Annotated in this window: 13 protein-coding genes; 9 read left to right on the top strand and 4 right to left on the bottom strand. The window is 53.9% G+C overall.

Going from position 1 to position 14995, the window contains the following annotated elements:
- Nucleotides 1-86 precede the first annotated feature (86 nt).
- Nucleotides 87-944, top strand: a complete 858-nt coding sequence (locus TW80_RS02500; protein ID WP_045995780.1) for an SDR family oxidoreductase — start codon at nucleotides 87-89, stop codon at nucleotides 942-944.
- 102 nt (nucleotides 945-1046) lie between these two features.
- Nucleotides 1047-1736, top strand: a complete 690-nt coding sequence (locus TW80_RS02495; protein WP_045996958.1) for a nitroreductase family protein — start codon at nucleotides 1047-1049, stop codon at nucleotides 1734-1736.
- Nucleotides 1737-1787: 51 nt separating this feature from the next.
- On the opposite strand, the gene TW80_RS02490 is transcribed toward TW80_RS02495, so the two are convergent.
- The 3 genes from TW80_RS02490 to dnaG all read right to left on the bottom strand — a co-directional run bounded on the left by TW80_RS02490 (nucleotide 1788) and on the right by dnaG (nucleotide 6659).
- Nucleotides 1788-2522, bottom strand: a complete 735-nt coding sequence (locus TW80_RS02490; protein ID WP_157033193.1) for a hypothetical protein — start codon at nucleotides 2520-2522, stop codon at nucleotides 1788-1790.
- Nucleotides 2523-2586: 64 nt separating this feature from the next.
- The gene (gene rpoD, locus TW80_RS02485; protein WP_045995778.1) at nucleotides 2587-4563 is read right to left on the bottom strand and encodes an RNA polymerase sigma factor RpoD; all 1977 of its coding nucleotides are present in this window, start codon (nucleotides 4561-4563) and stop codon (nucleotides 2587-2589) included.
- Nucleotides 4564-4691: 128 nt separating this feature from the next.
- The gene (dnaG, locus tag TW80_RS02480) at nucleotides 4692-6659 is read right to left on the bottom strand and encodes a DNA primase (RefSeq protein WP_045995777.1); all 1968 of its coding nucleotides are present in this window, start codon (nucleotides 6657-6659) and stop codon (nucleotides 4692-4694) included.
- A gap of 366 nt (nucleotides 6660-7025) precedes the next feature.
- Between dnaG and TW80_RS02470 the strand changes: the two genes are divergently transcribed.
- The 3 genes from TW80_RS02470 to TW80_RS02460 are packed head-to-tail and all read left to right on the top strand — an operon-like array spanning nucleotide 7026 to nucleotide 9873.
- A complete protein-coding gene (locus tag TW80_RS02470) occupies nucleotides 7026-8687 on the top strand; it encodes a TadE/TadG family type IV pilus assembly protein (protein WP_084625704.1) in 1662 nt (553 codons plus the stop codon).
- Entirely contained in the window at nucleotides 8684-9262 is a 579-nt protein-coding gene (locus TW80_RS02465) for a TadE/TadG family type IV pilus assembly protein (RefSeq protein ID WP_045995774.1), read from the top strand. Before TW80_RS02470 ends, TW80_RS02465 begins: the two co-directional genes overlap by 4 nt.
- The gene (locus TW80_RS02460) at nucleotides 9259-9873 is read left to right on the top strand and encodes a TadE/TadG family type IV pilus assembly protein (RefSeq protein ID WP_052700868.1); all 615 of its coding nucleotides are present in this window, start codon (nucleotides 9259-9261) and stop codon (nucleotides 9871-9873) included. Before TW80_RS02465 ends, TW80_RS02460 begins: the two co-directional genes overlap by 4 nt.
- Here the strand turns inward: TW80_RS02460 and TW80_RS02455 are convergent.
- Nucleotides 9867-10352 carry a hypothetical protein gene (locus tag TW80_RS02455; protein ID WP_052700867.1) on the bottom strand — a complete coding sequence of 162 codons (486 nt, stop codon included), beginning with the start codon at nucleotides 10350-10352 and terminating at the stop codon, nucleotides 9867-9869. The genes TW80_RS02460 and TW80_RS02455 overlap by 7 nt on opposite strands.
- Before the next feature lie 95 nt (nucleotides 10353-10447).
- On the opposite strand from TW80_RS02455, the gene TW80_RS02450 reads away from it, so the two are divergent.
- The 4 genes from TW80_RS02450 to recJ all read left to right on the top strand — a co-directional run bounded on the left by TW80_RS02450 (nucleotide 10448) and on the right by recJ (nucleotide 14966).
- Nucleotides 10448-10678: a hypothetical protein gene (locus TW80_RS02450; RefSeq protein ID WP_045995772.1), complete on the top strand. Its 231-nt coding sequence runs from the start codon at nucleotides 10448-10450 to the stop codon at nucleotides 10676-10678.
- A gap of 55 nt (nucleotides 10679-10733) precedes the next feature.
- Nucleotides 10734-12020 carry a homoserine dehydrogenase gene (locus TW80_RS02445; protein WP_045996956.1) on the top strand — a complete coding sequence of 429 codons (1287 nt, stop codon included), beginning with the start codon at nucleotides 10734-10736 and terminating at the stop codon, nucleotides 12018-12020.
- A 137-nt stretch (nucleotides 12021-12157) separates the two neighbouring features.
- Nucleotides 12158-13123, top strand: a complete 966-nt coding sequence (gene glpX / locus TW80_RS02440) for a class II fructose-bisphosphatase (RefSeq protein WP_045995771.1) — start codon at nucleotides 12158-12160, stop codon at nucleotides 13121-13123.
- Between the two features lie 82 nt (nucleotides 13124-13205).
- The gene (recJ, locus tag TW80_RS02435) at nucleotides 13206-14966 is read left to right on the top strand and encodes a single-stranded-DNA-specific exonuclease RecJ (RefSeq protein ID WP_045996955.1); all 1761 of its coding nucleotides are present in this window, start codon (nucleotides 13206-13208) and stop codon (nucleotides 14964-14966) included.
- Nucleotides 14967-14995 lie beyond the last annotated feature (29 nt).

Below are 14995 nucleotides of genomic sequence, written 5' to 3'. Positions count from 1 at the left end.
TTTCACAAAAACCTGCCTCCTTACGGAGTTCATCAAAGGTCTCTATCTGAGACCTATATTCGATTCGAAACCAAAAGGAAAAGAACATGACAACTTATATGGTTACTGGCGCATCTGGACAGTTAGGACAATTAGTCGTCGATCACCTGTCAGATCGCGTTGCCAAAGAGTCAATCGTCGCCCTCGTTAGATCGGACGATGCGGCCAAAGCATTCGCCGCCAAGGGTATCGAAACACGCCGCGCCGATTATGATGACATCGATAGCCTGCGCACGGCATTTGACGGAATCGACCGCCTTTTGTTGATTTCATCCAGCGCAGTCGGCGAACGCCCCCGCCAACATGGTAACGTGATCACCGCCGCGTCAGACGCGGGTGTTGATTTTGTCGCCTATACCTCGATCTTGAACGCCCAGGATAGCGCAATGGCGCTCGCTGCCGAACATAAATACACCGAAGAGGCGCTCGCGCAGAGCGGTATTAAACGCACCGTTTTGCGCAATGGCTGGTATTCAGAGAACCTAACGATGACCTTGCAGCAAGATATTCAACTTGGTCAGCACTTTGGAGCAGCCGCTGAAGGTAAGTTCTCGACCGCCAGCCGTGATGACTATGCGAGCGCCGCCGCGGTGGTCTTAGAGGGTGGATATGATGGAGAAACCCTCGAACTCGCGGGTGACACCGGCTTCACCCTCGCCGAATACGCCAAAGTGATCACCGATCTCACAGGTACAGCCATTGACTATACGGACATGCCACAGCAGGCGTTTACAGCCGCGCTGATTGATGCGGGCCTTCCCGAAGGGTTTGCTCAGGTGTTGGCTGACAGCGACGCACAAGCGGCTAAGGGCGCATTGTTCGACGACAGCAAAACACTCTCGCGCATTATTGGTCGCCCGACCACATCCATCGCGGACACCGTGCGCGCCGCGCTCAATTCCTAACGCCTTGCGCCAAGCGGTCCCGGTGGGGTCACTTGGTGCCGCCCCCTTGCCAACAGGGTTCCTTTGCTGGTTAGCTTTGCCAAAACAGGTGAGGAACCCGCGATGTTCGCAAAAGAAAAGATGACCTACACAGCAGTCCCCCTGCCCGATCGCCCGAACATCACGGACACCGAAGCCAAAGCCAAGGCCACTGCATTTCGGGAATTTATGGCCACACGCCATTCGATCCGCGACTTTTCCGACCGACCGGTGCCGCGCGTCATCATCGAAAACTGTATCATGACTGCGGGCAGCGCCCCTTCTGGCGCGAACCATCAACCATGGTTCTTTGCGGCTGTGTCTGACCCGGCGCTTAAGGCACGCATCAGGGCAGAAGCTGAAGAAGAAGAGCGCAAATTCTACGATGGCGGGGCCAGTGATGAATGGATCAAGGCGCTTGAACCGATTGGCACGAACGCAGACAAACCACACCTGACCACCGCGCCTTGGCACATTGTGATCTTTGCCCAACGGTGGGGAGAGTTCGACGACGGGACGCGCTACAAAAACTACTACGTCCCTGAAAGCGTCGGCATCGCGACCGGTTTCCTGATCGCCGCGCTGCATAACGCGGGGCTGTCCTGCCTGACGCATACACCAAACCCGATGAAATTCCTGAACGCGGCGTTGGACCGACCAGATTCAGAAAAGCCGGTAATGATCCTCACCGTCGGCCACGCCGCAAAAACAGCGACAGTGCCGGAGATAGCGAAGTATAAAAAGCCAATGGATAAGATTGCGCGATTTTACTGAACTAGGCTGGATATGTAATTTTGAACCTGAACTACAAGTGCGTTCGAAATTTCAGTGCTCCGTGTCAGGGTGGCATGCTAAACTTGAACCAACATGCTGCCCCGAAGAATAAGACTTTAGTAGGTGGCTATTGATGGCTTCTTTAATAATCTGATTTTCGCAATTCTCGCGGTAAAGGTTCGAAAACTCATCACCTTGAAACATTCGTGGATCGTTCTCCGCTTCTTCTTCGGTAGCACCCGTGAGCAATATACTTTGGTAAATTCTTCGTTTTGAATGCTGATACTCCGCATCTCTTTTTAAGGTGTTCGCAATCTCAGGCAGTCCCACCAACCTAAATACGTCTACGTAGCTTTCAGACAAACTGTAAAAATCAATGTGTCTCCAAAAATGGGAATAACCTTTACCTCCATCACAGAAACACTGTTCGAAATAGTGTAGTTTCAGGATGGAGTTTTCCAGTACAAAGCATTCGGGGACTGCTTCAATACGAGTTTTCCACGTCCGAGCAAAATCGTAAACTACATCATACGGCGCAACGTCGACTTGTTCAGTAGGACGATACATTTCTTTAGAACGCCGTCGTATCACGTCCTGTACAGGCTCGTCATATTTCGAATGACTTCGCCACTCAGTCTGGCGTTTCTCTTGGTTTTTGACCTGCCAAAAATCATATTTTTCGGTGCCAGCAATAAGAAGAGACAATACGATCAACAACAACAAGCCCCAGTCACCCAAAAAGGTGAATGTTGCATTTAGAAAGTTCACAAAGTCATCAGAAAACACGCGTCACTTTAACCCCGCAATGCTGTCAAACAAAACGCCCCCGTTTCCGGAGGCGTCTTTTCTACTACTGATCCAAGAAGCTCCGTAGCTTCCGGCTTCGACTTGGGTGTTTCAGCTTACGCAGCGCTTTTGCTTCGATCTGCCGGATACGTTCGCGTGTCACGCTGAACTGTTGGCCGACTTCTTCGAGGGTGTGGTCGGTGTTCATACCGATACCAAAGCGCATGCGCAGGACACGTTCTTCGCGTGGGGTCAGTGACGCCAGCACCCGTGTCGTGGTTTCCTTCAGGTTTTCCTGAATGGCAGAATCCAGCGGCAGGATCGCGTTTTTGTCTTCGATGAAATCGCCAAGCTGTGAATCTTCCTCGTCGCCGATTGGCGTTTCGAGTGAGATCGGCTCTTTCGCGATTTTCATGACCTTGCGAACTTTTTCCAAAGGCATTTGCAGCTTTTCTGCGAGTTCCTCTGGCGTCGGTTCGCGGCCAATTTCGTGCAGCATCTGGCGACCTGTCCGAACCAGCTTGTTGATCGTTTCGATCATATGCACTGGGATACGGATGGTGCGCGCCTGATCCGCGATTGAACGCGTGATCGCCTGACGGATCCACCAAGTCGCATAGGTCGAGAATTTATAACCGCGGCGGTATTCGAACTTATCGACCGCCTTCATCAGGCCAATGTTACCTTCTTGGATCAGATCAAGGAACTGCAGGCCACGGTTTGTATATTTCTTGGCGATCGAAATCACGAGACGCAGGTTGGCTTCGACCATTTCTTTCTTGGCCTGACGCGCCTCTTTCTCACCCTTTTGAACCTGCTGCACGATGCGGCGGAATTCGGTGATGTCGACACCAACATACTGGCCGACTTGGGCCATATCGCCGCGCAACTCTTCGATTTTATCAGTTGAGCGTTCGATCAGCATCTGCCAACCACGACCGGATTTTTCGGACATTTCATCCAGCCAGTTGGGATCGAGTTCGCGACCACGGTAGGCGTCAATAAATTCGCGACGGTTAATCCGGGCTTGGTCAGCCAGTTTCACCATCGCACTGTCGATAGACATGATACGACGGTTGATCCCGTAAAGTTGGTCGATCAGCGCCTCGATCCGGTTGTTGTGCAGGTGAAGCGAGTTCACCAACTCAACGATTTCAGAACGCAGCTTTTGATATTTCTTTTCCTGCTTTTCCGAGAACGAAGAATCTTCGTTTAGAGTCGCAGACATCCGCGCGTCTTGCATGTCTGACAATGTGGCAAAGTCACGTGCGATCACCTCAAGCGTATCAAGCACGCGCGGCTTGAGCGCCGCTTCCATTGCAGCCAGCGACATGTTGGCCTGATCTTCATCGTCGTCTTCGTCGTCTTTGGCGATGGGGTTACCGTCGGCATCCAGCTCTTGGGCCTTTTGCACTTTTTCAGGTGTCCCGGCGACAGGTGCGGCAACGACGGTTTCTTCCTCGTCACCCATTTGATTTCCAAATGTGGTCTCAAGATCAATAACGTCGCGCAGCAGAATGTCTTCTGACAGCAATTCGTCGCGCCAGATGGTAATCGCTTGGAAGGTCAGCGGGCTCTCGCAAAGCCCGAGGATCATGGTGTTACGCCCGGCCTCGATCCGCTTTGCAATGGCGATTTCGCCCTCACGGCTCAGCAGTTCGACACTGCCCATCTCGCGCAGGTACATGCGCACGGGATCATCGGTGCGATCTAGCTTTTCGGCCTCGGCACCACCGATAGCGACCTCACGAGACCCGCCAACTGTCGCAACCTCTGTGCTGCCTTGTGGTTCTTCGGTCTCTTCGGATTCCTCTTCTTCGGTGACCTGAATGCCCATTTCGGACAACATCGACATCACGTCTTCGATTTGATCTGAGGATACCTGCTCTGGCGGCAAAACCTGGTTCAACTGATCGTAAGTGATGTAACCCCGTTCGCGCGCATCAGCGATCATCTTTTTGACCGCTGCTTGGCTCATATCAAGGCTGATATCACCGTCTTGGTCGGCGTTCTTACGATCGTCGTTGTCTTTCGCAGCCATCAAGGGGCCCTTTCAAAGTCATCGTTTCCAAGCCGAAATGATTCGGCTGATTCGGTTAGCGTCGAATCAACCCTGCATCGCGATGATTCGCAAGCAGGTCGCGCCTTGTTTTCAAAGTATGTTGCCAATTATGAATCTGACGTGTCTTGCCCTTTGGCATAACCGATTTGTTCCAGAAGCTGATCCAAGGCGCTCAATTCGTCCTTTTTCAGTCGTGCGCCATTCTTGTGGACGGCGTATTCCGCCTTGTCATCGTTATCCCCCCGCCCTGCGTTATTTAGTGCGGCCGAGGCCTGTGCCAAGCGCCAAGTCACCCCTTCGTCGGCAACGCCGGTCAAATCCTCAACAGCGTCTTCGATCTCGCGAGCATGCCCCAGACGCGCATTCAGTTTTGCGAACTCCTCTGCCAAACACATGCGGGCGATTTCATCATTCCCTGCGCGCCGCACCGCTGGGCTAATAGCGACATGGCTCTGGGTCATAAGGTTTTCAAGTACCACGTGGCCCAATTCTTCAACAATCACAGACTTTAGATCGGCAGCGCCAAGGTTTCTCAGCAAACAAGCATGTATGTCGTCATGCGTGTGGTCACGGCAGTGCAGCTGCTCCAACGAGCCTTCGAAATCGAGTGCAACCTGCGGATTGGCAATCAAAGTAGCCAGAATCACCGCTTCGCGCAGATACTCTTCTTTGGCCGCGCCAGTACCAAGCGCCGAGTTCTTACTGGTCGCAACAGGACTAATTTCGCGTTTCCATGCGTCTTGCTTACCCGGCGTCCAGCGTCGCTGGGCAGATTGCCTCTGCGACGGCCTACGTCCCCGGAACAAGTCGCGGCGCATATCCTTGAGCGCCTCACCATAGTGTTCCCGGATCGACGGATCGGCGATGAGCTTAATCTTTTCGCGCAAGGCTTTATCCAGCGCGGCACGTCTTTCGGGGCTGTCATAGACCTTGCCTTCGGTCTCGCGCTGCCAGAGCAGTTGAACCATTGGCATCGCTTGATCCAGCAGCTTTTGCATTGCGCCCGCGCCTTGGGATTTGATCAGATCATCGGGATCCATCCCATCTGGCATCAGAACAAAGCGCAAGGATTGCCCTGCCTGCAAGAGCGGCAAGGCGATATCAATCACCCGCATCGCGGCGCGCAGTCCTGCCGCGTCACCATCAAGCGCGATGACGGGCTCGGGCGCGATACGCCACAGCATTTGCAACTGGTTTTCCGTGACCGCAGTGCCAAGCGGGGCAACAGTGGCTTCAAACCCTGCCTCTGACAGGGCGATAACATCCATGTACCCTTCGGCGACAATCAGTGTCTGCCCTTTGCCCGCAGCCTCACGGGCCGGGCCGTGATTGAACAGACTCCGCCCTTTATCGAACAGCTGCGTTTCAGGCGAATTATAGTATTTTGCCGGATGGTTTGGATCCATCGCACGGCCGCCAAACCCAATCGCCCTGCCACGGGCGTCGCGGATCGGGAACATAATTCGGTCGCGAAAACGGTTATAGAACCCATCGCTCCGGTCGCTCTTGGCCGCAAGCCCCGCGTCGACGATCAGTTTTTGATCGACCCCCTTGGCACGCAATTGCTCTAACGCGCCATTTTGCGCCGGGGCAAAACCGATTTCCCATCGGTCTTGCGCCTCAACAGACAGGCCCCTGCGCGCAAGATAATCACGCGCCGCCGCTGCTGCACCTGTCTGAAGCTGGAGCCGATGGAACTGAACAGCCTGCTCCATCACATCGGTCAACTGTGTCCGGTAGTCGGCCTTTTGCTGCGCCTGCGGGTCCCGCTCTGGTAAGGGCATTCCGGCTTCTGTTGCTAGAATACGAACCGCCTCCATGAAATCCACATTCTCGGTTTCGCGGACAAAGGAAATCGCATCCCCCTTCACATGGCAACCAAAGCAGTAGTAAAACCCCTTGCGGTCATCGACATGAAAACTGGCGGATTTCTCTTGATGGAAGGGGCACGGCGCCCAGAGGTCACCCTTGCCTTGGTTCGACTTGCGGGTGTCCCACATCACCTTGCGACCAACGACTTGCCCTAAGGACAGTCGCGTACGCAATTCATCAAGGAAACCGGCAGGAAGACTCATGCGCACAGTATCACCTACTTCCGCGCAAAGGCCAATCCGTTCTTCACGCCTGATTCCCTACCGTCGCCCAATTTGAGCATTACGAATCAGCCGCCAAGCGCCGCAACGCGCCTAATGCGACAATTACACCAAGCTCACTCGCCAAAATGGCGATTTTCTGCCGAAATTTGACAGCTCAAAACCAACAATAAGGGAAACAATAAGTTCAAATTTATATGATTGAGCACCCCATTCAGCCGAGTTTCCAACAGCCACAAAAATCGCGCCCTATTTTTGCCACGGAGAACAGGCACATTCACAAACAGATTATGAACCCCGGTAGAAATGACGTATGAAATACGTGGTGCATTGCCACGAGGATAGACCATGCCAATGATGAAAAATGTAAAACCGCGCCCGCTCTTCAGAACGCAGTGGAGCGAAAGCATGACACGTCGTTTTCTAAATGACGAAGATGGATCGGTTCTCATCATGACGATCGTCATGCTCATGGTTATGCTACTAGTGGGCGGAATGGCTGTTGACTTTATGCGGTTCGAGTCGCGCCGCGCTGAGCTTCAAGGCGTTGCAGATCGCGCCGTATTGGCCGCAGCAAATTTGCAGCCAAGCGGCGCTGACGCCGCACACGCTGTTAGCCGAGAAGAGATCGCTATCGATTATTTCCGCAAGGCGGGCTACGAGGATGCGATCACGGACGGGCCGCATGTGTTTGTTGCCGGGGGAAACAGCAGCGCGTATGTTGAAGCCGCAGTTGACATCAACACATTCTACTTGAGGCTCGCGGGCATCGACCACCTCTCCGTACCGGCTGCCTCGAGTGCGATTCAAGGCAACGGCAATACCGAGGTTTCTTTGGTGTTGGATATTTCTGGATCAATGCGATTTCGCTTGGATTCGGACACCAATGCATCGCAGTATGAAACAAGCCGTATGGATGAGTTGCAGGCGGCAGCTCGCAATTTTGCTTCTAAGGTTTTGGAACCAAACGGAGCAGCCCCAGGAACTGACGCAAGTGAAGCTGAAATCGCGGCCTATTCCCCGCGCGTATCGCTATCACTGGTGAGCTACTCTGCACATGTAAACGTAGGTCGACAGCTATTTGACCAGTTGCATGTGGATGTGGACAGCGCGACCGGTTGGTATGGACATGATAGTAACGGAAATTACTATGAGAATGGTCAATACGGATCTGCGTGGGGCACAGTTACCAACCCCAGTACCTGTGTGATTTTCCCCGAATCTGAGTATTCCAATGTAGCATTCACCAATTCTGCCGCATCTCCCTTGCGCCATGTAGCATACGCCGACCCCCATTCGACGTGGAGGAGACGGCGTAATGACGGGACTTACAGGTACTATAGCAGTTACGACGACTATATGCTGTGCCCCATGGAATCGGCAGAAGAAATTATTGTTCACGCGGATCAGCCGGACGAAATCAGAACAGCAATCTCAAATTTAACTCCTAGAGCAAGCACTTCAATCCATCTGGGAATGAAATGGGGTGTCACCCTGCTAGATCCGTCTATGCGTGACATCGTTGGAAATTTGCCAATCCATTCTTCGTTCGCAGGCCACCGCCCCAGCAATTACGAAGGTACGAACGATGAGGCCGCTTTGAAATTCGTTGTTCTTATGACCGACGGAGACAATACCAATATGGTCGACATGAAGAAATCAGCGTACAATGAGGCGCGCGAGATTTACCGATTGAGCCAATGGCCAAGAAGATCAAGCGATGACGTGGAAACGATAACATCAGGTGGTCGTCAAGACCAGTTACTTCAGAACATCTGTTCTGCTGCAAAGGATGAAGGAATCATCGTTTATACTATCACGATGACTTCGAACCCTTTGCCACTCACAGAAGAGGGCGCGATCGATTACTCGCGAGCGACGTCAGGCCAGAAACAAATGCACGATTGTGCAAGTTCACCTGCGCATTTCTACTCAACCCAGAACCAAGACCTGTCCACAATTTTTGACTCCATTGCAGAGCAGATCACCGATCTCAGGCTGAACCTATGATAACAGAAATTCGATCATTCTTTCGTCGTTTCAGGGATGATGACGCGGGGCTTGCGACGATTGAGTTCGTCATAATATTCCCGTTCTTTTTCGCATTTTTCCTAATGACCTTTGAAAGCGGTATGATTGCGGTGCGGCAATTCATGCTGGAGCGCGGCGTCGACATTGTTGTGCGAGACATAAGAATTGGTACGCTTTCTGAGCCCAGCGATGAACGCATCAGAGAGAGTATTTGTGAGGTAGCCAGCATTATCCCTGATTGCACCAACCAAGTCTTCGTTGAGATGCGGGTTCAAGACCCTGAAGCAACGTGGACCGCCTTGCAGGACCCGACAAGATGTATCAATCGTAACGAAGATGCACGCCCTGCGACAACTATTCAACATGGTTCCAACAATGAACTTGTGCTCATGCGCGTCTGCGCACGTATTGACCCGCTCATGCCGTTTTCGCGAATTGGGCGTGTTGAAGTCCCAAGTTTGGGAAGCACCATTGCGAACAATAACAGCAATGCACAAGCCGGAGGCTCCTATGCTCTCGTTGCTTTGTCTTCTTACGTAGTGGAACCACAATGATGAAACTGAGACCACTTCGAGAGTTCTGGCGTGATCAGGAAGGGATAGCATCCGTTGAATTGATGCTGTCGGTACCGATACTCGTATGGGCTCTTTTGTCAACGCACGTGTACTTCGACGCTTTTCGTGCAGAGTCTCTCAGTACCCGTGCCGGGTTAACCATTGCCGATATGTATAGTCGACGCGATGTCGTAAATGATGATTACGTGACCGGTTCTTACAGGCTTTTTAACGTACTGACTGGACACAAAATGAGCGGTCCTGGGAATGTGAGGGTTACCTCATTTGAGTTTCTCAATGGGGAAAACCGCACCCCATCTGATGACAGTGTCAGAGTGATCTGGTCGAAGGTTGGGGATGTTGGGCTCGTTCCTCATACCACTTCTTCGCTAAATAACCTTATTGACCGCATTCCAATCATGGACAATCATCAACAAGCAATATTGGTTGAAACATCAACTACATACACCGCTCCTTTTTCTATTGGGCTAGGGCCATTTATGGAAACCAACTTGGACGATGTTGAATTTGATACTTTCACCGTTATTCGACCGCGATTCCATTCCCAACTTTGCTTTGAAGATAGTGACGAAAACACTACTTGTTATTGATTATCTTCCGACAAACGCAGCGCTATCTGCTCGGCCATGAATTTGGTTTGACCTGCTGAGGTTATACCACCCACGCCGACACGGCGCCCAAGGCGCCACCAGAGCCCCGGAGCCCAAGCCCGGGGTTTCGTGTTTTTCAGGATGAGCGTAAAGCCATTCGACGGTTTGATCGCCAGCACACCACGATCAATGTTCTTGATCTCGTCTAACCGCGCGATGCTGGTTCCGTTTGTATCCCGCAATTCGGTTTCCGTCAGTTCGATCGTACAGAATGGCGCGCGCCGTATTTTCTCGGCCAACCAAAGAGCGGCGAGACCAAAGGCGAGCATAAACACCAAGAAGACCGGCGCAGGTGGTTGGCGCAATGCAATGTAGATGACCAAGCATCCCAAAACCAAAGAAACGCAGAATGCGACAATCCGGCGTGGTGTCGACACATGAATAGAGGCTTGAACTTCGGTTTGATCTGACTGCTGCATGGAACACCTCGTTTGCATTTAAGCAGAGTTAGCCCAAGTTGCGCCCAGTTCCTAGAGAGCTTGCGCTTTGACCACTCCACTGCATAGATAGCGCCATGAGATTGACTGCATTTCTATTTGTCGCACTGGCCGCATGTGCAGAGTTCCCGGCGCTTGACGGCACCATTGGTGAAGCCGCGCAAGAGGCCCCCTACCCACGGCTAAGGCAACTTCCTGAATTCGATGCACCGATGCGAAACACCGACGAAGAACTCGCCGCACGTGTTGCGGCATTGCAGGCCCGCGCTGAACGGCTAAGGGCGATCAACATCGCTGCGTTGCAGTAGCCCGCCCTATTCGCTAGTAGGTCCATAACTTAGTAACGAATGGATGGACCCAGACATGACGACACCACTACGCCTTGGAATCGCGGGACTGGGCACCGTGGGTGTTGGCGTTGTCAAAATCGTCCAACAACACGCCGATTTGCTGGAAAAACGCGCGGGACGGCCAGTGGTGATCACTGCTGTCTCCGCCCGATCAAAAGACAAAGACCGCGGCGTAGATCTATCCAAGTACGCTTGGGAAACTGATCCTGTTCAGCTTGCCCAACGTGATGACGTAGATGTTTTTGTCGAAGTTATGGGCGGGCACGAAGGCCCTGCCAAAGACGCCACTGCCGCTGCGATTGAGGCTGGCAAAGATGTCGTGAGTGCGAATAAGGCGCTTTTGGCTATTCACGGGCAATCTCTGGCCGAAGCCGCCGAAACAGCTGGCCGTGTCATTCGATTTGAGGCCGCCGTCGCAGGTGGTATCCCTGTGGTCAAAGCCCTGACAGAAGGTCTTGCCGCGAATGAAATCTCGCGCGTCATCGGTGTGATGAACGGAAGCTGCAACTATATTCTGACCCGCATGGAAAGTGCGGGCCTGAGCTATGAAGCCGTTTTCGACGAGGCCAATAACCTTGGCTATCTCGAGGCGGACCCCGAACTGGACGTGGGCGGGATTGATGCGGGTCACAAACTTGCGCTACTTGCGTCGATTGCCTTTGGAACACAGGTCGATTTTGACGCTGTTGAGCTGGAAGGCATCGGTGCTGTCACCATCGAGGACATCCACCAAGCCGCGGACATGGGCTACAAGATCAAGCTGCTCGGTGTGGCTCAGATGACCGGGCGCGGGCTGGAGCAACGTATGTCGCCCTGTTTGGTACCAGATACCTCGCCCTTGGGGCAGCTTGAGGGCGGCACCAACATGGTCGTTCTCGAAGGCGACGCCGTCAGCCAAGTCGTGCTGCGCGGACCAGGCGCGGGCGAAGGCCCCACGGCGAGTGCAGTAATGGGCGACGTCATGGATATCGCGCGTGGAATTCGGATTTCGACCTTTGGGCAGCCTGCAAACACGTTGCGCAAGGCCCGTGCCGCGCGGGCGGCAATCCCTGCGCCCTACTATTTGCGGCTTCAACTGCTCGACAAACCCGGCGCATTGGCCAAGGTCGCCCATGCCTTGGGAGAGGCCGGGATTTCGATTGATCGCATGCGCCAATACGGACATCTTGATACCGCTGCCCCCGTATTGATCGTCACCCATAAAACGACACGCGCAGCGCTTGAGGAAGCTCTCGAAGCTTTCCACACGACAGGCGTTGTGTCGGGTGATCCAGTGGCAATTCGCATCGAGGAATTGTAGGTCTACGCGACAATTTGCCTAATTTGCAGCAACCTCTGGTTTTGCTTAAGCCAATCCAGATCGGTTAGCGCAAACAGTATTGCAGCGCAGGCGTCGACAAGGTTTAGGGGTCTCATAGATGAAAGGACCCCCTTACCGTGACCAAAGCTGCCGATTTTAACGACCGCTCACTTTCACTGGGACTTGCCCGCGTATCCGAAGCTGCCGCAATCGCCTGCACCCCTCTTATCGGGCGTGGCGATGAAAAAGCTGCCGATCAGGCCGCAGTGGATGCGATGCGTACACAATTGAATAAACTCAATATTGCCGGCGTTGTCGTCATCGGCGAAGGCGAACGCGACGAAGCTCCGATGCTATTTATCGGCGAAGAAGTTGGATCAGGAACCGGCCCTGGCGTGGATATCGCGCTTGATCCGCTTGAAGGTACGACACTGACTGCCAAAGATATGCCAAATGCGCTGGCTGTGATCGCGATGGGCCCGCGCGGGTCGATGCTGCATGCACCAGACGTTTATATGGATAAGCTCGCCATCGGGCCTGGCTACGACAAGGGCGTCGTGACATTGGACATGTCGCCTAGCGAGCGTGTCCATGCCCTTGCTAAGGCGAAGGGATGCAGCACACGTGATATCACTGTCTGTGTGCTAGAACGCCCACGCCACGAGGAAATGATCGCTGAGCTGCGCGAAACAGGTGCCGCTATTCGGTTGATCACCGATGGTGATGTGGCTGGTGTTATGCATTGCGCCGAACCCGCTGTTACTGGCATTGATATGTACATGGGCTCTGGCGGCGCGCCCGAGGGCGTGCTGGCTGCCGCCGCATTGAAATGCATGGGAGGTCAAATCATGGGCCGCCTGTTGTTCCGCAACGATGATGAACGTGGCCGCGCGCGCAAAGCGGGAATAACCGACTTTGATCGTGTGTACGAACGCGATGATCTGGTGACTGGCGATGTGATTTTTGCAGCAACCGGCGTTACTGACGGATCTTTGGTCAGCGGGATCAAACGCGAAGTTGGTTACGTCACCGCAGAAACCATCCTGATGCGTTCGAAAACGGGATCAGTCCGTCGCATGATCTATCGTAATCCAGTCGCGTAAACGCAACTATGATTTGAGTATTTGATACAAAGCGAGAATAGGGCGTGGCACCAGTCGCGCCCTTTCTCTATTGTCGGTCATGATGACACAGACACAACATAAAGCGTTTCTTGGCGTGAGCGAATCTGCAACGGGCAGACGCTGGATCGGTCCAAGTATCGAAGAAGACCGCCAATCTGAGGCGATGGTGCAAGCAACGGGTTTGCCCGCGCCGCTTTGTCGGACGTTGGTCAGGCGCGGCGTTCAATCACAAGAGACCGAAGCTTTTCTGGCCCCGACGCTACGCGATCTATTGCCTGATCCACATGAAATGCGTGACATGGAGCAAGCCGCAGCACGTTTTTTGCAAGCCGTGCGTAACCGCGAACGCATCGCGATATTCGCAGATTACGATGTCGATGGCGGTACTTCAGCCGCGCTGCTGATCAATTGGCTACGCGAGATGGGACAAGAGGCGACGCTCTATGTGCCGGACCGCATCGACGAAGGCTATGGCCCCAATGATGAGGCGATGGCAAAGTTGGCTGCAGATCATAGCCTTATCGTTTGCGTGGATTGCGGGACTTTGTCCCATGGCCCAATCGCGGCGGCGAAAGGGGCCGATGTCGTCGTTTTGGATCACCACCTCGGTGGCGAGACATTGCCCGATGCTGTGGCTGTCGTGAACCCGAACCGACAAGATGAAAGCGGTGACCTTGGCCATCTATGCGCGGCTGCGGTGGTGTTCTTGATGCTTGTTGAAGCAAATCGCCAACTGCGCGCACAATCTGCTCGGGGTCCGGACCTGATGGCCATGTTGGATTTGGTCGCGTTAGCCACGGTCGCCGATGTCGCCCCATTGATTGGCGTGAACCGCGCATTTGTCCGCCAAGGGCTGACCGTCATGGGACGCAGGCAGCGGATCGGCCTAACCGCGCTAGCCGATGTGGCCGGATTGGATCAGGCACCCAGCAGCTATCACCTTGGTTTTCTACTGGGACCACGGGTGAATGCGGGCGGGCGCATTGGTCAGGCCGACCTTGGCGCGCGCCTGTTAGCCAGCAACGACCGACACGAGGCCGACGCCATGGCGAGCAAACTTGACCAGCTCAACACCGAGCGCCGTGAAGTCGAAACCCAAGTGCGCGACCAAGCACTCGCGCAAGCGACTGCACGCGGGCTTGATGGACCTCTGGTTTGGGCCGCGGGCGAAGGCTGGCACCCCGGTGTCGTGGGAATCGTTGCATCCCGCCTTAAAGAAGCCACCAACCGCCCTGCCATTGTTATCGGCCTCGATAATGAAGAGGGTAAAGGCTCTGGCCGGTCAGTATCGGGCATTGATTTGGGTGCGGCCATTCAACGTACTGCTACTGAGGGGCTCTTGATCAAAGGGGGTGGGCATAAAATGGCCGCTGGTTTGACCGTCGCCCGCGATCAGTTGGAACCCGCAATGGAAAGATTGGCCGAGTTGCTCGCGAAACAAGGGGCCGCAGATATCGGGCCAGCAGATTTGCGGCTAGATGGTGTATTGATGCCCGGCGCAGCCACGGTCGAACTGGTCGAGCAGATCGAGCAAGCTGGACCCTTTGGCGCAGGTGCACCTGCCCCACGCTTTGCCTTTCCCGATGTACAGATCCTCTTTGCGAAACAAGTGGGGGCGAACCACCTCAAGGTTACCTTTGGAGATGGGCTGGGCGCGCGGATTGATTCCATTTGCTTTGGTGGGATGGACGGGCCGCTTGGCCCCATGTTGATGAACCACAAAGGGGCACGGTTTCACCTTGCGGGCCGCCTAGAGGTGAACACATGGCGCGGACGTCAATCGGTGCAATTACGTCTCGAAGATGCCGCCCCCGCCCATTAATCGGTTTCGCCGAAAAATGTGAAATTAAT

It is taken from the genome of Loktanella sp. S4079 (assembly GCF_000967725.1).
GTDB lineage: Bacteria > Pseudomonadota > Alphaproteobacteria > Rhodobacterales > Rhodobacteraceae > Yoonia.
Note: the sequence above shows the minus strand (reverse complement) of the source record. Positions and strands in the feature narration are given on the sequence as shown.